This is a genomic window from Streptomyces sp. NPDC026522, from assembly GCF_055567555.1.
In genome coordinates this window covers 74,865-94,483 of the sequence record NZ_JBVHQF010000012.1, presented here as the reverse complement: position 1 = coordinate 94,483, position 19,619 = coordinate 74,865, and the positions used below count along the sequence as shown (strand labels likewise).

General features: G+C 72.9%; 19 protein-coding genes and 1 tRNA gene. 9 read left to right on the top strand and 11 right to left on the bottom strand.

Going from position 1 to position 19,619, the window contains the following annotated elements:
• Nucleotides 1-10: 10 nt before the first annotated feature.
• Nucleotides 11-1,705 (bottom strand): diguanylate cyclase CdgB, encoded by a 1,695-nt coding sequence (gene cdgB, locus ACZ4M3_RS28080; protein WP_467737216.1) that lies wholly within the window; start codon nt 1,703-1,705, stop codon nt 11-13.
• A 276-nt stretch (nt 1,706-1,981) separates the two neighbouring features.
• Here cdgB and ACZ4M3_RS28075 point away from each other — a divergent pair, with 276 nt between their 5' ends.
• Nucleotides 1,982-2,587: a flavin reductase family protein gene (locus ACZ4M3_RS28075; RefSeq protein WP_467737214.1), complete on the top strand. Its 606-nt coding sequence runs from the start codon at nt 1,982-1,984 to the stop codon at nt 2,585-2,587.
• A 203-nt stretch (nt 2,588-2,790) separates the two neighbouring features.
• Here the strand turns inward: ACZ4M3_RS28075 and arfB are convergent, their stop codons facing one another.
• Nucleotides 2,791-3,216 carry an alternative ribosome rescue aminoacyl-tRNA hydrolase ArfB gene (gene arfB, locus ACZ4M3_RS28070; RefSeq protein WP_136213764.1) on the bottom strand — a complete coding sequence of 142 codons (426 nt, stop codon included), beginning with the start codon at nt 3,214-3,216 and terminating at the stop codon, nt 2,791-2,793.
• Between the two features lie 182 nt (nt 3,217-3,398).
• On the opposite strand from arfB, the gene ACZ4M3_RS28065 reads away from it, so the two are divergent.
• The gene (locus ACZ4M3_RS28065; RefSeq protein ID WP_467737211.1) at nt 3,399-3,974 is read left to right on the top strand and encodes a TerD family protein; all 576 of its coding nucleotides are present in this window, start codon (nt 3,399-3,401) and stop codon (nt 3,972-3,974) included.
• A gap of 85 nt (nt 3,975-4,059) precedes the next feature.
• Here ACZ4M3_RS28065 and ACZ4M3_RS28060 read toward each other — a convergent pair whose 3' ends face one another.
• On the bottom strand, nt 4,060-5,472 hold the full coding sequence (locus ACZ4M3_RS28060) for a M1 family metallopeptidase (protein WP_467737209.1): 1,413 nt from the start codon (nt 5,470-5,472) through the stop codon (nt 4,060-4,062).
• Between the two features lie 62 nt (nt 5,473-5,534).
• Nucleotides 5,535-6,122: a GlcG/HbpS family heme-binding protein gene (locus ACZ4M3_RS28055; protein ID WP_467737207.1), complete on the bottom strand. Its 588-nt coding sequence runs from the start codon at nt 6,120-6,122 to the stop codon at nt 5,535-5,537.
• A 354-nt stretch (nt 6,123-6,476) separates the two neighbouring features.
• On the opposite strand from ACZ4M3_RS28055, the gene ACZ4M3_RS28050 reads away from it, so the two are divergent.
• The 3 genes from ACZ4M3_RS28050 (at nt 6,477) to ACZ4M3_RS28040 (ending at nt 8,920) form a co-directional block, all read left to right on the top strand.
• A complete protein-coding gene (locus ACZ4M3_RS28050) occupies nt 6,477-7,616 on the top strand; it encodes a sensor histidine kinase (protein ID WP_467737554.1) in 1,140 nt (379 codons plus the stop codon).
• On the top strand, nt 7,613-8,233 hold the full coding sequence (locus tag ACZ4M3_RS28045; protein ID WP_467737205.1) for a response regulator: 621 nt from the start codon (nt 7,613-7,615) through the stop codon (nt 8,231-8,233). The genes ACZ4M3_RS28050 and ACZ4M3_RS28045 overlap by 4 nt, the downstream gene beginning before the upstream one ends.
• A 183-nt stretch (nt 8,234-8,416) precedes the next feature.
• Nucleotides 8,417-8,920, top strand: a complete 504-nt coding sequence (locus ACZ4M3_RS28040) for a hypothetical protein (protein WP_453352365.1) — start codon at nt 8,417-8,419, stop codon at nt 8,918-8,920.
• Between the two features lie 47 nt (nt 8,921-8,967).
• On the opposite strand, the gene ACZ4M3_RS28035 is transcribed toward ACZ4M3_RS28040, so the two are convergent.
• Together ACZ4M3_RS28035 and ACZ4M3_RS28030 are read right to left on the bottom strand one after the other, a co-directional pair.
• Complete coding sequence (locus tag ACZ4M3_RS28035; protein ID WP_467737203.1) at nt 8,968-9,648, bottom strand: pentapeptide repeat-containing protein; 681 nt, start codon at nt 9,646-9,648, stop codon at nt 8,968-8,970.
• A 55-nt stretch (nt 9,649-9,703) separates the two neighbouring features.
• Complete coding sequence (locus ACZ4M3_RS28030; RefSeq protein ID WP_467737201.1) at nt 9,704-10,186, bottom strand: GNAT family N-acetyltransferase; 483 nt, start codon at nt 10,184-10,186, stop codon at nt 9,704-9,706.
• Between the two features lie 118 nt (nt 10,187-10,304).
• On the opposite strand from ACZ4M3_RS28030, the gene ACZ4M3_RS28025 reads away from it, so the two are divergent.
• Nucleotides 10,305-11,684 carry an NAD(P)/FAD-dependent oxidoreductase gene (locus ACZ4M3_RS28025; RefSeq protein ID WP_467737200.1) on the top strand — a complete coding sequence of 460 codons (1,380 nt, stop codon included), beginning with the start codon at nt 10,305-10,307 and terminating at the stop codon, nt 11,682-11,684.
• Nucleotides 11,685-11,782: 98 nt separating this feature from the next.
• Here the strand turns inward: ACZ4M3_RS28025 and ACZ4M3_RS28020 are convergent.
• Nucleotides 11,783-11,857 (bottom strand) — tRNA-Thr (locus tag ACZ4M3_RS28020).
• Nucleotides 11,858-12,059: 202 nt separating this feature from the next.
• On the opposite strand from ACZ4M3_RS28020, the gene ACZ4M3_RS28015 reads away from it, so the two are divergent.
• The 3 genes from ACZ4M3_RS28015 to ACZ4M3_RS28005 all read left to right on the top strand — a co-directional run bounded on the left by ACZ4M3_RS28015 (nt 12,060) and on the right by ACZ4M3_RS28005 (nt 14,612).
• Nucleotides 12,060-13,151, top strand: coding sequence for an ABC transporter ATP-binding protein (locus ACZ4M3_RS28015; protein WP_467737198.1), 1,092 nt, complete (start codon nt 12,060-12,062; stop codon nt 13,149-13,151).
• A 204-nt stretch (nt 13,152-13,355) separates the two neighbouring features.
• Nucleotides 13,356-13,769, top strand: coding sequence for a hypothetical protein (locus ACZ4M3_RS28010; protein ID WP_467737196.1), 414 nt, complete (start codon nt 13,356-13,358; stop codon nt 13,767-13,769).
• Between the two features lie 72 nt (nt 13,770-13,841).
• Nucleotides 13,842-14,612, top strand: coding sequence for a nucleotidyltransferase family protein (locus ACZ4M3_RS28005; RefSeq protein WP_467737194.1), 771 nt, complete (start codon nt 13,842-13,844; stop codon nt 14,610-14,612).
• Nucleotides 14,613-14,803: 191 nt separating this feature from the next.
• On the opposite strand, the gene ACZ4M3_RS28000 is transcribed toward ACZ4M3_RS28005, so the two are convergent.
• The 4 genes from ACZ4M3_RS28000 to ispF form a co-directional block, all read right to left on the bottom strand.
• Nucleotides 14,804-16,396 carry a DoxX family protein gene (locus ACZ4M3_RS28000; protein WP_467737192.1) on the bottom strand — a complete coding sequence of 531 codons (1,593 nt, stop codon included), beginning with the start codon at nt 16,394-16,396 and terminating at the stop codon, nt 14,804-14,806.
• Between the two features lie 152 nt (nt 16,397-16,548).
• Entirely contained in the window at nt 16,549-17,520 is a 972-nt protein-coding gene (gene rlmB, locus ACZ4M3_RS27995) for a 23S rRNA (guanosine(2251)-2'-O)-methyltransferase RlmB (protein WP_467737190.1), read from the bottom strand.
• Between the two features lie 95 nt (nt 17,521-17,615).
• Nucleotides 17,616-19,016 carry a cysteine--tRNA ligase gene (gene cysS / locus ACZ4M3_RS27990; protein WP_467737188.1) on the bottom strand — a complete coding sequence of 467 codons (1,401 nt, stop codon included), beginning with the start codon at nt 19,014-19,016 and terminating at the stop codon, nt 17,616-17,618.
• Between the two features lie 94 nt (nt 19,017-19,110).
• Nucleotides 19,111-19,619, bottom strand: a 509-nt coding sequence (ispF, locus tag ACZ4M3_RS27985; protein ID WP_467737186.1) for a 2-C-methyl-D-erythritol 2,4-cyclodiphosphate synthase, incomplete at its 5' end; no start/stop codon positions are given.

Below are 19,619 nucleotides of genomic sequence, written 5' to 3'. Positions count from 1 at the left end.
GCCGACCGGCTCAGCCCGCCCTGCGGTGCGCCTTGGAACGGGACCTCTTCTCGATGTACATCCGCTGGTCGGCGGAGCGCAGCACCTCGTCCGCGGACATGCCGCAGCTGGCCCAGCCGATGCCGAAACTCGCCCCGACACGGACCGCGCGGCCGTCCACCCGGATCGGCGGGATGATCGCGTTCCGCAGCCGGACGGCCAGGTCGGCGGCGTCGGCGGCGCCCAGCCCGTCCGCGAGGACGACGAACTCGTCACCGCCGAGCCGGGCGACGGTGTCCCCGTCGCGCACGCCCGTCGTCAGCCGCCGGGCGACCTCGATCAGTACCGCGTCGCCCGTGTGGTGACCGAACCGGTCGTTGATCGACTTGAAGCCGTCGAGGTCGCAGAAGAGCACCGCGAGCCCCTTCGTCCCGTCGTCGATGTCAGTGGCGGGTGCGACCGTGTGCACGTGGTGGTCGTACGGGCCCGGCTCGCCCGGGCCGGCCCCCGCGACCGGCCCCACGCCCTGCCCCTCGAAAGGGTCGCCGTACCCGTCGGGGCGAAAGCCGTGCTCGACGGCACCACCTCCCTCGGGGCGCCCCTCGTAGGCCGCGTCCAGCGCCTCCACGGCGGTGGCCCGCACCGACTGCGGCCGACGGCACAGCCGGGCGCCGAGCCGCGAGCGCAGTTCGGCGCTGTTGGGCAGGCCGGTCAGCGCGTCGTGGCTGGCCCGGTGCGCTAGCTGGAGCTCGTGCCGCTTGCGCTCCTCGATGTCCTCGACGTGCGTGAGCAGGAACCGCGGCCCGTCGGCGGCGTCCGCGACCACGGAATTGCGCAGCGATACCCACACGTACGTCCCGTCGCGCCGGCCCAGCCGCAGTTCGGCCCGGCCGCCCTCGGCCGAGGTGCGCAGCAGCGTGCCGATGTCCTCGGGGTGGACGAGGTCGGAGAAGGAGTACCGGCGCAGCACCGAGGCCGGCCGCCCCAGCAGCCGGCACAGCGCGTCGTTGGTGCGCAGCAGCCGGCCGTGCTGGTCCCCGCCCATCTCGGCGATTGCCATGCCGCTGGGCGCGTACTCGAAGGCCTGACGGAACGACTCCTCGCTGGCGCGCAGCGCCTGTTGTTCGCGTTCCAGCCGGACCAGGGCCCGCTGCATGTTCGCGCGAAGTCGCGCGTTGCTGATCGCAATCGCCGCCTGGAAGGCGTACATCTGGAGCGCCTCGCGCCCCCAGGCGCCCGGGCGGCGGCCGTTGCGCGGTCTGTCCACCGAAATGACACCCAGAAGTTCCCCGCCGGACGCGTACATGGGGGCATAGAGCCGGTCCTCGGGGTGCCACTCGTCCGCGAAGCGGGGATCGGGGCCGTCGGTGTGCCACTGGGGCACGTCGTCCTCCAGCAGGACCCAGCCCTCGGTGTGCGGGATGAAGCGCAGCCCGTCCCAGTTCTCACCCATCGTCAGCCGGCGTTCCCAGGAGAGGCGGGAGCCGACGCGTCCGGTGATCAGGGCCTCGGCGGCCGGGTCACCTGCGAAGGCGGCCACGACCAGATCCCCGTCAGGGCGTACGAGGTTGACACAGGCGAGTTCGTAACCGAGGCCCGCGACGATGCCGTCCACGACGGTCTGCAGAGTGTCCGCCAGGCTCCGGGCCGTATTGAGATCGGCCACCACCCGGTGCAGCTGCCGCAGGGTCGCAAGACGGACGTACGGCTCCGACTCGGTCTCCATTGCTCGCTCTCCCCGAGACCTCGACAGCAACTCCAGGTGTGTCATCGGCGGTTCGTTGCGGTGTCCCGTCCACTGAATCACAGTGAGCTGTGCGGCAGGTACACAGGGTCAACAAATCTTGCCGTCTGTGACTCAAGTCACATGAGATGAAGAACGTGCCCCGAAAAGGCGCGCGAGCCTCAGCCGCACCCGGGGGCGCTCCCTCTCCTTTCCGCGGGCAAACGATACGCGCGGTCCTAGGACCGGGGGTCCGTACGCGCCTCGGACCAGGGCCCGATGTGCGCGCGGGGGAGCGAGACTAGCGTTCCAGGCGTGCCGAAGACGACCCTGGAACCCGCCCCCGCTGCCCCCACCCCGCATCCTGAGGGGGTGACCGACGAAGAATTCCGGGCCGCCATGTCCCGATTGGCGGCCGGCGTAACGCTGATCACCGCCCACGAGCCCGCCCTGACGGCCGACGGCCCGCGGGGGGAGGACGTCGGCATGACGGCGACCGCCTTCATGTCGGTGTCCCTGGACCCGCCGCTGGTGCTGGTGAGCCTGCGCGAGGGCTCCCGGATGGACGACCTGCTGGCGGAGCAGCCGCTGTGGGCGGTCTCGATCCTCGCGGACAGCCAGCTGCAGGTCGCGGGCCGGTTCGCGATGAAGGGGAGGATCAGCGACCGGCTGCTGTTCGAGGGCGTGCCGTACGAACGGGGCCCCGTCTCGGGGGCCCCGCTGCTGACGGAGGCGTCGGCCACGCTGGAGTGCCGTACGGAGTCCCGCGTCCCGGCGGGCGACCACACCCTGGTCATCGGCCGCGTCCTGACGGCCACCCTCCCCAACCCGGACGCCCCGCCCCTCACCTACTTCCGCGGCCGCTACCGCCACCTGGCCCGCTGACCGGGGGCCGCGCCGGCCCACTCCAGCCCCGTGGGGCCAAACCCAGCCCCGCCGGCGCAAATCCAGCCCCACTGGCCCACTCCAGCCCCGCCGGCGATCGAGGCGCGGGTCCGGGGCGGAGCCCCGGGAAGCCCGGCGCAGCCGGGGCCGCGCAGCGCGACGGCGCCGCGGACGACCCGGCCTCACCCCCGTCCCCGAGGGGGCTACCAGTCCCGCCCCGTCCGGCCCCGCTTCGTCTCCGCCCGCGCCTTCTTCTCCCGCAGCCGCCGCTCATTGATCCCGCGCGGGATCTTCGTCGCCCGCCGCTGCTTCGGCGGCGGCGCCGTCGCCTCCGCCAGCAGCGAAGCCAGCCGCACCAGCGCCATCTCCCGGTTGCGCAGCTGCGAGCGGTGCTCGGACGCCCGCACCGTCAGCACCCCGCCCACCAGCCGCGACGCGAGCCGCTCCAGCGCCCGCTCCTTCCACACCTCCGGCAGCGCCTTCGTCGCCGCCAGGTCGAACAGCAGCTCCACCCGCGAGTCCGAGGTGTTCACGTGCTGACCGCCCGGCCCGGAGGAACGCGAGAACCGCCAGCCGAGCTCCCCCTCGGGCAGCACGACGGAACCACGGATGACATAGGGACCAGGCATGCCCCTATGATCCGCCCCCCGCCGCACCCCGTCACCCCCATTTCCCCGCCCGCCGGACGGGCCCGTGGAACCTCCCGTGGAACCCCCGTGGAACCTACGGCCCCCCTCCCCGCGTTATGGAGGTCAGCGGTAACTTGACCACGTCCGGCGGTCATGTGATTGAGGAAGGGACACCAGTCAAAATGGCAGTAAGCCTGTCCAAGGGCGGCAACGTCTCGCTTAGCAAGGAGGCCCCCGGCCTCAGCGCCGTCACGGTCGGCCTCGGCTGGGACGTCCGCACCACCACCGGTGTCGACTTCGACCTCGACGCCTCCGCCATCGCGGTCAACGCGACGGGCAAGGTCGTCTCCGACGGTCACTTCGTCTTCTTCAACAACAAGTCCACCCCGGACCAGACCATCGTCCACACCGGTGACAACCGCACCGGCGAGGGCTCCGGCGACGACGAGTCCATCAAGGTCAACCTCGCCGGGCTCCCGGCCGATGTCGACAAGATCGTCTTCCCGGTCTCCATCTACGACGCCGCGACCCGCAGCCAGAACTTCGGCCAGGTCCGCAACGCGTACATCCGCGTGGTGAACCAGGCCGGCGGCGCCGAGATCGCCCGCTACGACCTCTCCGAGGACGCGGCGACCGAGACCGCCATGGTCTTCGGCGAGCTCTACCGCAGCGGCGCCGAGTGGAAGTTCCGCGCCGTCGGCCAGGGTTACGCCTCCGGCCTGACCGGCATCGCCCAGGACTTCGGCGTCAACGTCTGATTTCCCCCGCAGCACCCCGCCGAGGCCCCTTCCCGCCGTCCGGGAGCGGGCCTCGTCGCCGTTCCACCGGGCGCGGCGTCGAGCGCTACGGCTTCGGGCTGTCCTCGCCGTACAGCCACACGTCCCACACCTTCTTCAAGTCGTGGCCCGTCTTCTGCTGCGCGTAGGCGGTGAAGTCCGCCGTGCTCGCGTTCCCGTGCCGGTGGTCCGCCGCCCAGCCGCGCAGCAGGGCGGCGAACCGCTCGTCGCCGACCTCCTGCCGGATCCGGTGCAGCACCATCGCACCCCGGTAGTACACCGGTCCCTCCGAGATGTCCGCGGGCCCGGGCGGGGCCGCGGGCGGGAAGGCGTCCCAGTCGGAGGCCTCCGCCCCTTCGAGGGACGTATCGCCGGCCAGGAGCGCGTCGAACCGTTTCTGCGCACTGGGCCCACCGTGGTCCTCCGACCACAGCCACTCCGCGTACGTCGCGAACCCCTCGTTGAGCCACATGTCCTTCCAGGACTTCGGCGACACCGAGTCGCCGAACCACTGGTGCGCGAGCTCGTGCACGACCAGCTCCAGCGAAGGAGCTCCGGCGTAGACGGGTTTGGTCTGCGTCTCCAACGCGTACGGGAGCGTGCCGTTCGGGACCACGATCGTGCCCACGGTGGCGAACGGGTACGGCCCGAACCGTCCGGCGCCCCATTCCACGACCTCGGGCAGCCGCCGCAGCGCCGCGGCGCTCCCGGCTTCCTCGCCGGGCGCGACCGCGTCGTAGACGCCGACGCCCGACGCCGTGCGGCCGGTGGCCACCTTGAACTTCCCGATCGCGGCGGTGGCCAGGTAACTCGCCATCGGCTCCGCGCTGTGCCAGGCGAAAGCGGTCCGCCCGTCGCCGGTGTCCCTGCGGGAGCGCAACTCGCCGTTGGACACCGCCTCGTAGCCCTGCGGAACGGTCAGCGTGATGTCGTAGGAAGCCTTGTCGCTGGGGTGGTGGTTGCCGGGGAACCAGGTCATCGACCCGACCGGCTCGCCGACGGCCACCGCCCCGTCGGCGGTCCTGATCCAGCCCTCCGGCGAACCGTCCGCGTCGGTGAGCGGCTTCGGCGTGCCGCTGTACCGGACCTCCGTACGGAAGACCTCGCCCTTGCCCAGATCCCGGCGTGGGCGCACCGTGAGCTCCCGGCCCGTCCTGTTGTACCGGGCCGGCTTCCCCTCGACGGTGACCGCGTCGACGCGCAGCCCGCTGAGGTCGAGGTTGAAGGAGCTCAGCGTCTGCTCCGCGCGGGCGGTGATGACGGCCGTACCGGTCAGCTGCCCGCCCGCGGGCCGGTAGCCGAGGTCCAGGGCGTAGTGCTCGACCTGGTAGCCGCCGTTGCCCGCCTTGGGGAAGTACGGGTCCCGCAGTCCCGAAGCGCCCGGCCGGCCCTGCACCGTCGTACCCGTACAGCCCGTGGTGAGGGCGAGGAGGACGGCGACCGCGGGGGCGGCGAGGCGGGTGAGCGCACGGTGATCCACGCGTTCGATCCTATGCGGGACGGCGGACGGGGAGCCTGTCGTGCCGTCCGGGCGTCCGGGCCCTACTTGCCGAGGGCGTCGACCCCGGCCTTGGCGAACTTCTCGTCCAGGTCGCCGCTCGGGGCGCCGGCCACCCCGATGCCCGCGACCGGGGCGCCCTTGGCCTGCACCGGGACGCCGCCGGCCAGGAAGAGGGTGCCGGGGATGTCCTTGAGGGCCGGGGCCTGGGCCAGCCGGCCGGCGAGCACCGAGGTCGGGGCGTTCCAGGACACGGCGGTGAAGGCCTTGCGCTGCGCCGACTCGTAGGACTGCGGGCCCGCACCGTCGCCGCGCAGGGTGACGACGGTGTTGCCACCCCGGTCCACCACCGCGACCGTCACCTTCTGGCCCTCCTTCTCGGCGGCCCGGAGCGCGGCCTGGGCCGCGCGGGTGGCCGCGTCGACCGTCAGGCGGGTCGTGGTGGTGAAGTTCTTGTCGTCGCCGCCGTCACCCTGCTGGCCGTCGCCCTGCTGCCCGTCGCCCTGCACGGCGGCGACGGCCGCCGGGGCGGACTCGGCCTGCGCGGCGCTCGCGCTGACGGCGCCGAAGGTCCCGGCGCCGAGCGCGACGGCGAGGGCGGTACCGGTGAGGACGCGGGTGCGGGTGTTCATGTCTGCTGCTCCTGGGGGCGTCGGGGGCTGGGACGACCTGTGCGGCCGGGGCGGCTGCTCCTGCTCGCCGCTGGTCCAAGCCTCGGGCCGGATACCGGGGCCGGCCGTCCCCGTACCGGCTCGCGACGGCCACCGCACCGGATGACCCCGGGGTCATCCGATCGGTCGATGCGGACCCGGCACGCCGGCGGATTGGCTCAGGATGGACGTACGCACCACCCACCCCAGGAGCACCCCGTGAGCAGCCAAGCACCACCGCCGGGGACCCCTGTCACCGCTGCCGATCCCGCCCCTGACCCGGCCCCTGCCGCTCGGGCGGCCGACACCGGCACCGGCACCGGCACCGGGACGCGGATGCTGGCCGCCGTCACCCACACGGCGTTCTTCCTGCTCCTCGGCGCCTCGATGGCCCGCTTCCTGCTCCACCACCCCGGCGCCCCCCGCACCCCCTGGGTCATCGCCCTCGGCACCGCCCTGGCCCTGCTCTACGTCCTCGGCCCCGCCCTCGGCGCCGCGCCCACCCTCCGGCGTCTGCTCTGGCTCGGCGTGGTCGTCGCCACCTGGGTGGTCCTCGTCCTGCTCGCACCCAGCTTCGCCTGGTGCGCCGTCCCCCTCTTCTACACCGCCCTGCGCACCCTGCCCCCGCGCGCGGCGGTCGTCCTCGTCGCCCTCCTCACCGCCCTCGTCGTCGCCGCCCAGTTGCAGCTCTCCCCCTCCTTCGACCCCAACCTGTTGCTGGCCCCGCCCGCCGTCGCCGCCCTCGCGACGGCCGTCTTCGTCCACATGGAGCGCCAGACCCGGGCCCAGCGCACCCTGATCGACGACCTCATCCGCACCCGCCGGGAACTGGCCGCCACCGAGCGCCGCGAAGGCACCCTCGCCGAACGCCAACGGCTCTCCATGGAGATCCACGACACCCTGGCGCAGCACCTGTCCAGCCAGCAGATGCTGCTCCAGGCCGCCGACCGCACCTGGGACAGCGACCCCGCCACCGCCCGCGCGCACGTCCGGACCGCCACCGACATCGCCGCCCGCGGCCTCGCCGAGGCCCGCCGCCTGGTCCACGACCTCGCCCCGCCCGAGCTGGCGGGCGGCGGACGCCTCGCGGACGCCCTGCGCGCGCTGGACGCCGGCCCGGACATCGAGGTCCGCTTCCACCTGGAGGGCACGCCCGCGCCGCTGCCCGACCGCGCCGAATCCGCCCTGCTGCGGATCGCCCAGGGCGCCCTGGCCAACGTCCGGGAGCACTCGGGCGCCCGTACCGCGGCCCTGACCCTGAGCTACCTGGGCGACCAGGTCGTCCTGGACGTCGCGGACGACGGCCACGGCTTCACCGCACCGCGCGACCCCCGCGACGACGACCCGGGCCGGGGCCACGGCCTCCCGGCGATACGCGCCCGCGTGCGGCAGCTCGGCGGCACCCTGACCCTCGAATCCGCCCCCGGCGAAGGAACCGTCCTGTCCGCCGCGATCCCCCTGGAGCCGGTCCGATGACCACGATCCTCCTCTGCGACGACCACGCGGTGGTCCGCGCCGGTCTACTGGCCCTGCTGGGCAGCGAACCCGACATCGAGGTGCTCGGCGAAGCGGGCAGCGGCGAGGAAGCGGTCGCGCTCGCCGCGAAACTCCGGCCCCAGGTGGTGCTGATGGACCTCCAGCTCGGCGACGGGATCGACGGCGTGGAGGCCACCCGCCGCATCACCTCGGCACCGAGCCCGCCGCACGTGCTGGTCCTGACCACGTACGACACGGACGCGGACATCACCCGCGCCATCGGAGCGGGTGCCACCGGCTACCTGCTCAAGGCGGAACGCCCCGAGGAGCTCTTCGCCGCGATCCACTCGGCGGCAGCGGGCCGCACCACCCTCTCCCCGCCGGTGGCCAGCCGCGTGATGGCCCGCATGCGGGGATCGCGTCCGACGCTGACGGACCGTGAACTGGACATCCTCGGCCAGCTCGCCCGCGGCCTCGGCAACCGCGACATCGCCCGCGCCCTCTTCGTCAGCGAGGCCACGGTCAAGACCCACCTGGGCCGCATCTACGACAAACTCGGCGTCGACACCCGCGCGGGAGCCGTCGCGGTAGCCAAGGAACAACGCCTCCTCCCCTGACCACCGGGCCCCGCCAAATCGAGCCCCGGCGATCGCGGCGCGCGCCCACAACCCAGCCCCGCCGGCGATTGAGGCGCGGGGTGCCGGGGGCCGGCCCCCGGCAACGGCGCCGCACCCGCACCCGCCGACCGCCGGCGGCGCCCCGCACCCGGCCCACGCGACCGGCCGTGACACCATCAATACGTGCTCGACATCGGCTACTCCCTCTCCCGCCGCTTCCCCGACCCCCCGCAGACCGACTACCGCTCCGCGGACGTCCACACCCTGCGCCACGACCTCTTCTGCGGAGACGTCTACCTCGCCGACACCCACGCCGACCGCGAAGTGTCCACAGCCTGGGGATGGGTCCCCGTCCTCGACTTCGCCTGGGCGCTCTGCGACATCGTCGAGCAGCTCGACCAGGACCCCCGCGGCAGCCGCTCCGCCAACCGCCAGTACGCCGAACTCGACTTCACCGAGTCCTCCGACCGCATGCTCTTCGAGCGCCGCTTCGGCTGGGTCGACATCGAGGCCGACTGGATGCCGCCCGAGGAAGCCCCCCTCACCTTCACCCACCGCCTGCTCCGCCGCGAGGCCCGGGACTTCCTGCACGACCTCATCGCCGACCTCGTCGACATGCACGACGGCCTCGCCGACAACCCCGCCATCTGGACCCTCCAGGCCCGCTTCCCCCGCGTCCCCGCCTGACGCCCACGGCCCGGCGCCCCCGGCCCCGCCACGCCCCGCCCCGCCCGCTACGGCACCACTCGCACCCCCAGCTGCGCCGCCAGCGCCGGCGCCAGGTCGTACAGCTGCGCCGGACTGATCACCGCCCCCGCCAGGGACTCCACCCCCCGCGCGATCCCCAGCTCCACCGCCTCCCGCAGGTCCACGTCCGTCATCCGCGCCCCCTGGAAGTCCGCCCCCCGCAGCGTGCAGTCCCGGAACTCCACCCGCTCCAGCACCGCCCCCGCGAAGTCCGGCTCCACCAGGACGCACCCCTCGAAGACCACGTCCTTGAGCCGCGCCGTCCGCAGGTTCAGGTAGTCGATCTTGCCGCCCCGCACGACCACCCGCTCCAGCACCGCCCCGTGCAACTGGACACCGCCCAGCCGCGCCTCCACCAGCTCCACGTCCCGCAGCAACGCCCCCGACAGGTCCGTCCCCACCCCCCGCACCCCCTCCAGCACCGAGTCCAGGATCCGCGCCTTCGCCAGCCCCGCCTCGTCCAGCGCACACCGCCGCACCGCGCAGTCCATGAACCGGGCCCCGATCCCCTCCTGACCGCCCAGGTCCAGGTCCGCGAACTCCACCCCGTCGTAGTCCCCGTCCGGCTCCAGCACACCCCCCTCCCACGCCACCAGCTCCGGCAGCCGCACCTCCGCCCGCTTCGCCGCCCTCACCGAACCGCCCGACCCCTGACCCTTGCGCACCATTCCCCCATCGTGGCGCACCCCACTGACAACGGCCCCGGCCAACGCCCCCGCCCCGCTACGCCCCCGCGCCCGCCCCCAGCCCGGCCAGTGCCTCGTCCGTCAGCCGGTACACCGTCCACTCGTCCTGCGGCCGCGCGCCCAGCGCCTCGTAGAACGCGATCGTCGGCTCGTTCCACTTGAGCACGGACCACTCCAGCCGCTCGTACCCCCGCTCCCGGCAGATCCGCGCCAGCTCCGCCAGCAGCGCCTTCCCGTACCCGCCCCCGCGCGCGCCGGGACGTACGTACAGGTCCTCCAGGTAGATCCCGTGCACCCCGCGCCACGTCGAGAAGCTGAGGAACCACAACGAGAACCCGACGGTCTCCCCCTCCGCCGTCTCCGCGACGTGCGCGAACGCCGCCGGCCGCGCCCCGAACAGCGCCTCCCGCAACTGCTCCTCGGTGGCCCGCGCCTCGTGCGGCACCTTCTCGTACTCGGCCAGCTCCCGGATCATGGAATGAATGACGGGTACGTCCGCCACCTCAGCGATACGAATCATGACCGCACCCTACGACCGGGCCGCCGGGCCGCATCAGCCAACCGGCCCCCGATCCGGCCCGGAAACCCGACACCCCGTCCCTGGACACCCCTCGGAAACCGGGTGTAGCAAACTCCCCATGACGATCAACGGCGGCATTTCCTTCTGGTACGCGACGGATCACACCGCCACCGCACCGCCCCGCGCCCCCCTCACCTCCGACTCGACGGCAGACGTCGTCATCGTCGGCGGCGGCTACACCGGCCTGTGGACCGCCTACTACCTCAAGGCCGCCGCACCCGACCTCCGCGTCACCGTCCTGGAGCAGAAGTTCTGCGGTTACGGCGCCTCCGGCCGCAACGGCGGCTGGCTCTACAACGGCATCGCCGGACGCGACCGCTACGCCGCGCTCCACGGCCACCAGGCCGCGCTCCGCCTCCAGCGGGCCATGAACGAGACCGTCACCGAGGTCATCGGCATCGCCGCGAAGGAGGACATCGACGCCGGCATCCACCACGGCGGCGTCCTCGAAGTCGCCCGCACCCCCGCCCAGCTCACCCGCCTGAAGGCCTTCCACGAGGCCGAGCTCTCCTTCGGCGAGACCGACCGCGTCCTGCACGACGCCACCGACACCCGCGCCCGCATCGACATCGCCGACGCCGTCGGCTCCAGCTGGTCCCCCCACGGCGCGCGCATCCACCCCCTCAAGCTGGTCACCGGCCTGGCGGCGGCCTGCGAACGGCTCGGCGTGGTCATCCACGAGTCCACCCCCGTCACCGAGATCGCCCCCGGCCGGGCCCGCACCCCGTACGGCACGGTCCGCGCCCCGTACGTCCTGCGCTGCACCGAGGGCTTCACCGCCGCCCTCAAGGGCCACAAGCGCAGCTGGCTCCCGATGAACTCCTCGATGATCGCGACGGCGCCGCTCCCGCCCGAGGTGTGGGACTCCCTCGCCTGGTCCGGCCGCGAGGTGCTCGGCGACATGGCCCACGCCTACATGTACGCCCAGCGCACCGCGGACGACCGCATCGCGATCGGCGGCCGCGGGGTCCCCTACCGCTACGGCTCCCGCACCGACCACGACGGCACCACCCAGGAACGCACCGTCGCCTCCCTCACCGCCCTGCTGACCTCCTTCTTCCCGGTCCTCACCGGAGTGGAGATCACCCACGCCTGGTCCGGGGTGCTCGGCGTCCCCCGCGACTGGTGCGCGACCGTCACCCTCGACCGCACCACCGGCCTCGGCTGGGCCGGCGGCTACGTCGGCTCGGGCGTGGCCACCGCCAACCTCGCCGGGCGCACCCTGCGCGACCTGGTCCTGGGCGAGTCCACGGACCTCACCGCCCTCCCCTGGGTCAACCACCGCGTCCGCCGCTGGGAGCCGGAGCCCTTCCGCTGGCTCGGCGTCCAGGCCCTCTACGCCGCCTACCGCGAGGCCGACCGCCGCGAAACCGCCACCCACACCCCCACCACCACGCCGCTGGCCCGTCTCGCCAACCGCATCTCGGGCCGCCGCTGACCGCCCCCGAACACGCGGAATGCCCCGGACCCTGAGGGCCCGGGGCATTCCGCTTCCGTACGATTCCCCACGGCCGACAACCACTTGACCTGGGACGGAGCCCCCTGTCGGATTCGAACCGACGACCTACGCATTACAAGTGCGTTGCTCTGGCCGGACTGAGCTAAGGAGGCGACTGACACTGCGCGGCACGCAGAATCGTCTTCACTTTACACAGCCCGCCAACCCCCCAGCGAAGAACTTTCCGACGGGACGTCCCGGGGGTGCTGACAGGAGGCGGGCGGGCGGGTAGCGTCAGGCGGAGTCCGGTTACTGGACTAGACCTTCCACTCGGATCGTCCGGCACGTTCCTGCCGGTAGAAGGGATTCACCACCATGGCTTCTGTCACCTTCGACAAGGCGACCCGGCTCTACCCCGGCGGCGACAAGCCCGCCGTCGACCAGTTGGAGCTGGAGATCCAGGACGGGGAGTTCCTCGTCCTCGTCGGCCCCTCCGGCTGCGGCAAGTCCACCTCGCTGCGCATGCTCGCCGGCCTGGAGGACGTCAACGGCGGCGCCATCCGCATCGGTGAGCGCGACGTGACGCACCTGCCGCCCAAGGACCGGGACATCGCGATGGTGTTCCAGAACTACGCGCTCTACCCCCACATGTCCGTCGCCGACAACATGGGCTTCGCCCTCAAGATCGCCGGCGAGGACAAGGCGACCATCCGTCGCAAGGTGGAGGAGGCGGCGAAGATGCTCGACCTCACCCAGTACCTCGACCGCAAGCCGAAGGCGCTCTCCGGCGGCCAGCGCCAGCGCGTCGCCATGGGCCGCGCCATCGTGCGCAAGCCGCAGGTGTTCCTGATGGACGAGCCGCTGTCGAACCTCGACGCCAAGCTCCGCGTGTCGACCCGTACGCAGATCGCCGCGCTCCAGCGGGACCTCGGCATCACCACCGTGTACGTCACCCACGACCAGGTCGAGGCGATGACCATGGGCGACCGGGTCGCGGTCCTCAAGGACGGTCTGCTCCAGCAGGTCGACACCCCGCGCAACATGTACGACCGGCCGGCGAACCTGTTCGTCGCCGGGTTCATCGGCTCGCCCGCCATGAACCTCGTCGAGGTGCCGATCACCGACGGCGGCGTCAAGTTCGGCGAGAGCGTCGTCCCGGTCTCCCGCGAGGCGCTGGCCGCCGCCGCCGACGCGGGCGACCGTACGGTGACGGTCGGCGTGCGTCCCGAGCACTTCGACATCGCCGAGGCGGGCGGCCTGACGATCACGGTGAACGTGGTCGAGGAACTCGGCGCCGACGGCTACGTCTACGGTTCGGTCGCCGACGCCACCGCCGGCAAGCAGGACCTCGTGGTCCGGGTCAACGGCCGCCAGGTGCCCGAGAAGGGCTCGACCCTGCACGCGGTGCCGCGTCCCGGCGAGATCCACGTGTTCTCGACCTCCTCGGGCGAGCGCCTCTCCGACTGACGGTCCGCGCAGCACTCGTGAAGGGGCGCTCCGCCAAGGGGCGCCCCTTCCGCGCGAGTTGCGGAAGGCCGTGACCGGAATCCCGGGCAGATCGGGCCATTCAGCCCTGCCCGTCAACCCCGGAATCGAAAAACCACGTCGAACCATCCCCCGACCGGGTGACTGAATGTCGCCATATCTTCACCGAGCGCTACTCTCGCCCTCGTGACCCACACTGCCCGCCGTATCGGCCGTTCCCTCGCCCTGGTCCTGCCCGTCGTCCTGGTCCTGTCCGGGACGCTGGCGGTCACCATGGTCCCCTGGGCGGACAATTCCTCCTCCCAGATCCTGACCGCCTCCGCCGAAGACGTGTCCGTTCCCGCCAAGCCGCGCGCCGCCCAGGACCTGCTGCGCGAGAAGCTGCTCGCCGAGCTGCGGCAGGGCGAGGAGCCGGGCGACGTCCTCACGCACCTCCAGCAGGAGGTCGACCGGCGGCCCTCGCTCGCCGAGCACTGCGTGGGCATCGCGCGGGCGCTGGGCCGCGCCGCCGTCGACGCCTACGGGCCGACGAAGGCGCAGTCGTTCGCCCGCCCGGTCTGCGACACCTCGTACGCGTCCGGCGTCGCCTCCATGGGCTGACGGCCCTTCCAGCCGGTTGACGGCCGCCGAGTCGGCCGTCGCCGCGGGAGGGTCCTGCCTACGCTGGCGGGCATGAGCGACGTTCCCCCCGTACCGCCCCAACCCACGCACGACGCGGCCGCGTTCCCGGCTGCCCCCACCCAGGCCGTGGTCCTGGCGGGAGGCCAGGGGACGCGGCTGCGGCCGTACACGGACGACCGGCCGAAGCCGATGGTCGAGATCCCCGGGACGGGCATGCCGATCATCGGGCACCAGCTCGCCTGGCTGGCGGCGGAGGGGGTGACCGATGCCGTCGTCTCCTGCGGGCACCTCGCCGGTGTGCTCCAGGACTGGCTGGGCCGGACCCGGCTGCCGCTGCGGGTGACGACCGTGGTGGAGGAGGAGCCGCTGGGCCGGGGCGGCGGGCTCAAGTACGCCGCGCGCCACCTCCCGTACGGGGACCAGCCCTGGTACGCGACCAACGGGGACGTCTGGACCCGGTTCTCGCTGCGCGAGATGGCCGCCTTCCACCGGGAGCGGGACGCGGTCGCCACCCTGGCGCTGGCCCGGCCGCGGATCCCGTGGGGGGTGGTGGAGACCAACGAGTTCGGGCAGGTGCTGGACTTCATCGAGGCGCCGCAGTCGCCGTATCCCGTGAACGCCGGGGTGTACGTGTTCAGTCCGCAATTCGCTGCGCTGCTGCCCGATTTGGGCGACCACGAGCGCACCACCTTCCCCCGGCTGGCCCGGGAGCGCCGCCTCGCGGGCTTTCCGCTGCCCCAGGGGGCCTACTGGCGGGCGATCGACACCGCCAAGGACCTGACCGAGGCCGCCCGCGAGCTGGCCGCGTACGGGGGCTCCTGAACGGTCGTACGCAGGCCCCCCGCAGCCCGGCTGAAAGCCCGGCCCGCCGCGCAGGGCCCCGCACGCCGGAGGGCCCCGCACGCCGGAGGGCCCCGCACGCCGGAGGGGCCCGCACGCCGGAGGGGCCCGCACGCCGGAGGGGCCCGGCGCGCTCCTCGCGCGCCGGGCCCCGGAGTGACGTCGTACCGTCCTCAGCCGAGCAGACCCCCGACCAGGCCGGGCTTCTTGGCGGTGCCGCCGCCGCTGCTGCCGCCGCTGCCACTGCCCGAGGTGGACGCCGGCGGCTGCTGCGGGCTGGACTGGCGCGGCGTGCTGCTGCGCGGGGTGCTCTGGCTCCCGGCGCCGCTACGGCTCGCGGACGGTGACTGCGCGCCCGTCCCGGCGCTCTGCGAGGGGGCCGAACCCGCTCCGCTCCGGGCCGACTTGGCGGCCGGAGCCGACGCGCTCGCCGAGGGCGCGGCGGGCTTCGACGGCTGCTGCGAGGGCCGCTGCTGCTGCTTCGCCGGGGCCTGCGCCGGCAGCGGGGTACCGGGCAGGTAGTTGCTCGGGGCCCGGCCGGGCCCCGGGACGGTGACCACTGCGGTGGACCGGACGGCCCCGCCGAGGAGGGATCCGACGAGCAGGGCGAGACCGCAGATCACACCGCTCATGAGGGCTCCGCGCCGCAGTACGCGCCGGCGCAGCTGCCAGACCTCGGAGCGCGGGCCGAGCGTGCGCCAGGCCTCGCTCGCGAGGCGCCCGTCGAGCGAGTAGACGGGGGCGCCCGCGATGATCAGCGGGCTCCAGGCGGCGAGGTAGATGATGTCGGGCGCGTCGTAGGCCGGGACGGTCTGCCAGCTGACCGTCATCAGCAGGGCGGCGGACAGCAGCGCGCCGAAGCAGGCGGCGAACCGCTGCCAGAGCCCGAAGACGGTCAGCACGCCCACGATGACCTGGAGGAACGCCACGGTGAGCCCCGCGCCGACGGGGTGGGCGAGCGCGAAGTCGCGCAGCGGTTCGGCCAGTGCCCAGGGGTGCAGGGTGTGCAGCCAGGTGACCATGGAGCCGCGTTCGCCGCCGTCGAAGTAGACGGGGTCGCACAGCTTGCCCATGCCGGCGTAGATGGAGATGAAGCCGAGGAAGACGCGCAGCGGGAGCAGCACGACACCGAGGTTCATCCGGCGGCCGGGGTAGTACGAGGCTTGTGCGCGGGTGTCGGGGGCGGGCCGCCGGGACCGTTCGCCGGCTTCGCCGTCATCGCCGTCGCCGTACCCGTTCTCGTACCCGCCTCCGTACCCGTCCGGCGGCCCGTAGCCGTAGGACGGCCGGGCCGACCGGCGGACCGCGCCGAGGGGGCGGGTCTCTTCCGGGTCGCCGTAGGTGCGCTGGCCGATGACGGTCGGCGTCGCGAGGGTGTCGTCGGCGAGGTCGTGTTCGAGGTCGAGACGCGGGATGGTCTGGGTGGCTCCCCCGTCGAACTGGTCGTGGCCGCGGCCCGCCTCCCGGGCGGCCTGGAGCAGTCCGCCCATCGCGGCGGTGTCGCCGGTGTCGGCCTTGCCGCTCCAGACCACGGGGGCCCGGCGGCGGGTCGCCGCCCCGGCGGCGACCACGGCTCCGCCGAGGACGGGCGCGCGGCCCGGGGAGTCGGCGGGCATCGAGGGCTTGGAACGCGCGCTCGGGCTCGGTGCGAGCCGCACGCGGAAGCTTGCGTGGTTGACGATGACCTGTGCGGGGTCGCACGGCACCTTGACCATGCTCAGCGCGGGCTGGTCGTCGAACCCTGACGTTCTGGTGTCCACACTCATCTAACCGAGTGACGAGTGATAAGGACACTGCCTTGACAGCAGGGATGTGTCCGAGACCCGTCAAGATCAAGTCACCCCGCCCGGAAGGGGCGGGGTGACACGCTCACGGGTCACGTTCCCTGAGCCAATTGGATCAAGGCGACGCCGGTTGATCAGGTGCGCGGCGCCTCGGCGCGGCGGCGGGCGGCCTCGTAGAGCACGACGCCCGCGGCGACACCGGCGTTCAGCGACTCGGCGCCGCCCGGCATCGGGATGCGGACGAGGTAGTCGCAGTTCTCCCCGACCAGGCGGCCGAGGCCCTTGCCCTCGGAGCCGACGACGATGACGACCGGGCCGGCCAGCGCCGGCAGGTCGTTCACCGTGTGCTCGCCCTCGGCGGCCAGGCCGACGATGGCCATGCCGGCCTTCTTGTACTCCTGGAGGGCGCGGGTCAGGTTGGTGACGCGGGAGACCGGGGTGCGGGCGGCGGTGCCGGCCGAGGTCTTCCAGGCGCCCGCGGTCATACCGGCGGCGCGGCGCTCGGGGATGACCACGCCGTGGCCGCCGAAGGCGGAGACGGAGCGGACGATGGCGCCGAGGTTGCGCGGGTCGGTGACGCCGTCGAGGGCGACGATCAGCGGGTCCTCGCCGTTGTCGTAGGCGGCGGTGGTGAGGTCCTCGGGGTGCGCGTACTCGTACGGCGGGACCTGGAGGACCAGGCCCTGGTGGTTGAGCCCGTTGGTCATGCGGTCGAGCTCGGGGCGCGGGGCTTCCATCAGGTTGATGTTGCCGCGCTCGGCCGCGAGCTGGAGGGCGTCGCGCACGCGCTCGTCGTTCTCGATGAACTGCTGCACGTAGAGGGTGGTGGCGGGCACGCCGTCGCGCAGCGCCTCGAAGACCGGGTTGCGGCCGACGACCATCTCGCTGGTGCCCTTGGGGCCGCCGCGGCGCGGGGCGGGGCGCCGCTTGGCGGCCTGCTTGGCCATGGCGTTGCTGATGCGGTGGGCCTTGTGCTTCTTGCGGTCCTCGGCCTTGGGCGTCGGACCCCTGCCTTCCAGGCCCTTGCGCCGCTGGCCACCGCTGCCGACCGTAGCGCCCTTCTTGTTGGACGTGCGGCGGTTCCTGCGCTGGCTGTTCCCGGCCATGACCTCTACCTGTTTTCGTTGGTGCTGCGGTGTGTACGTATGAAGAGTGTGCCGCCCGGGACGCCGGGCGGCACAGCGGGACTGCTCCGGTGGGCTCAGCGGGGGCCGAGCGTCCAGCGGGGTCCCGTGGGGCTGTCCTCGACGACCAGGCCGGACTGCTGGAGCTGGTCGCGGATGGCGTCGGCGGTGGCCCAGTCCTTGCGGGCCCGGGCGGATTCGCGCTGCTCCAGGACCAGGCGCACCAGGGTGTCGACGGCGCCGTGCAGGTCCTCGCCGCGGTCGGTCTCGCCGGCCCAGGACGGGTCGAGCGGGTCCAGACCGAGGACGCCCAGCATGGCGCGGACCTCGGACAGGCGGGCGATGGCGGCGTCCTTGTCATCGGCGGCGAGGGCGCTGTTGCCCTGCCGGACGGCCGTGTGCACGATGGCGAGCGCCTGCGGTACGCCGAGGTCCTCGTCCATGACCTCGGCGAAGGCGGGCGGTACCTCGGCGGCCGGTTCGACGGGGCCGCCGGCCTTCTCCACGACGCGCTGGCAGAAGCCCTCGATGCGCGCGAAGGCCGACTCCGCCTCGCGCAGGGCCTCCTCGCTGTACTCGATCATCGAGCGGTAGTGCGGGGTGCCGAGGTAGTAGCGCAGCACGATCGGCCGCCACTGCTTGACCATCTCGGAGACGAGCACCGAGTTGCCGAGCGACTTGGACATCTTCTCGCCGGACATGGTGACCCAGGCGTTGTGGACCCAGTACCGCGCGAACTCGTCGCCGAAGGCCTTGGCCTGGGCGATCTCGTTCTCGTGGTGCGGGAAGATCAGGTCCAGGCCGCCGCCGTGGATGTCGAAGACGCTGCCGAGGTACTTGTGCGCCATGGCCGAGCACTCCAGGTGCCAGCCGGGCCGGCCGCGGCCCCAGGGGGTCTCCCAGTCGGGCTCGCCCGGCTTGGACGCCTTCCACATGGCGAAGTCGCGCGGGTCGCGCTTGCCGGTGATGCCTTCCTCGGAGGGCTGGCGCAGGTCGTCGACGTTCTGGTTGGAGAGCTCCAGGTAGCCGGGGAAGGAGCGCACGTCGAAGTAGACGCTGCCGTCCGCCTCGTACGCGTGCCCGCGCTCGATCAGGCCGCGCATCATCTCGATCATCTCCGGCACGTGGCCGGTGGCGCGGGGCTCGTAGGTGGGCGGGAGGCAGCCCAGGGCGTCGTAGCCGTCGTTGAACGCGCGCTCGTTCTCGTAGCCGATGGACCACCAGGGGCGGCCCTGCTCGGAGCCCTTCTTGATGATCTTGTCGTCGATGTCCGTGACGTTGCGGATGAAGGTGACGTCGTAGCCGCGGTAGGCGAACCAGCGGCGCATGATGTCGAAGTTCAGGTACGACCGGACGTGCCCGATGTGCGGGGCGGCCTGCACCGTGGCGCCACACAGGTAGATCGAGACGCAGCCCGGGGTGACCGGGGTGAAGTCGCGGATCTGCCGGGCGCTGGTGTCGTACAGGCGAATAGTCACGGCATCCAGGGTAGTGCGCCCGTAGCAGTGCCCCGCGACCCTTTGCGGACGCGGGGCCCCGTTTGTTGCCGGAGCGGTGTCGTCGTACGCGGCTCTAGGCAGGGTTCGTCCGGTAGACGAGGGCCGTGGCGATGGCGGCCAGGCCTTCGGCACGGCCGGTGAGACCGAGGCCGTCGGTGGTGGTGCCCGAGACGGAGACCGGGGCGCCCGCGGCGGCCGCGAGCGCCTTCTGCGCCTCTTCGCGCCGCTTGCCGATCTTCGGGCGGACACCGATCACCTGGATCGCGATGTTGCCGATCTCGAAGCCCTCGGCCCGGACGATCCGGGCGGCCTCCGCGAGGAGCGTGACGCCGGCGGCGCCGGACCACTCGGGGCGGGAGGTGCCGAAGTGCGCGCCGAGGTCGCCGGCCCCGGCGGCCGAGAAGAGGGCGTCGCAGGCGGCGTGCGCGGCGACGTCGCCGTCGGAGTGTCCGGCCAGTCCGTCCTCGCCCTCCCAGAGCAGTCCGGCGCACCACAGCTCGCGTCCGGCCTCGAAGGCGTGCACGTCGGTGCCGATCCCGACGAGCGGGATCAGCGGGGCGGCCGGGGCACCGGCGCCGGTGC